This window comes from Oleiphilus sp. HI0080 (genome assembly GCF_001635135.1).
Genome location: NZ_LWFU01000929.1, coordinates 1 through 664 on the forward strand (window position 1 = coordinate 1; position 664 = coordinate 664).

The 664-nt window shown below is 51.8% G+C and carries 1 protein-coding gene; it reads right to left on the reverse strand.

Annotated elements, in window-relative coordinates; all coding sequences use genetic code 11:
• A partial coding sequence (locus A3751_RS18150) for a carboxyl transferase domain-containing protein (protein WP_304439052.1) occupies nucleotides 1-664 on the reverse strand: 664 nt, incomplete at both ends.

The window sequence follows — 664 nt, forward strand, 5'->3', positions numbered from 1 at the left end:
CGGCGACGCTCTTCGTCACAAATATCGAGTAAAAAGGCGAGAACCTTTCGCGTATCTCGTGGGTCGATGAGCCCGTCATCCCAAAGGCGTGCGGTTCCGTAGAGTGCGGTAGAACCCTTGTCGAGCTTATCGGCCGTTGCTTTTTCTAATACGTCTAGCATTGCCGGGTCGGCTTCTTTGCCCATTTTTGCGTGTTTGTCTTCAGTAACGATACGCAGCACTTTGCCTGCCTGCGCGCCACCCATTACCGCGGTGCGAGAATTAGGCCATGCGAAGATGAAGCGAGGGTCTAATCCTCGGCCGCACATCGCATAGTTGCCCGCACCATAGGAACCGCCAACGACAATCGTAAGCTTGGGTACTGTGGCATTCGCCACGGCTTGTAGCATTTTTGAACCATGCTTGATAACGCCGTTTTGTTCGGCATCCGTACCGACCATAAAGCCTGTGGTGTTATGAAAAAACAGCAAGCTGGTGTTGGACTGCTCGCAAAGTTGGATGAATTGCGCTGCTTTGGCCGCGCCTTTTGGGGTAATCGGTCCGTTGTTTCCGATTAAGCCGCATGCGTGCCCCTCGATTTTCAGAAAACCACAGACGGTTTGATTATCAAACTCTGGCTTAAAGTCCACGAAATCGGAACCATCGGCAATTCGAGCAACAATTT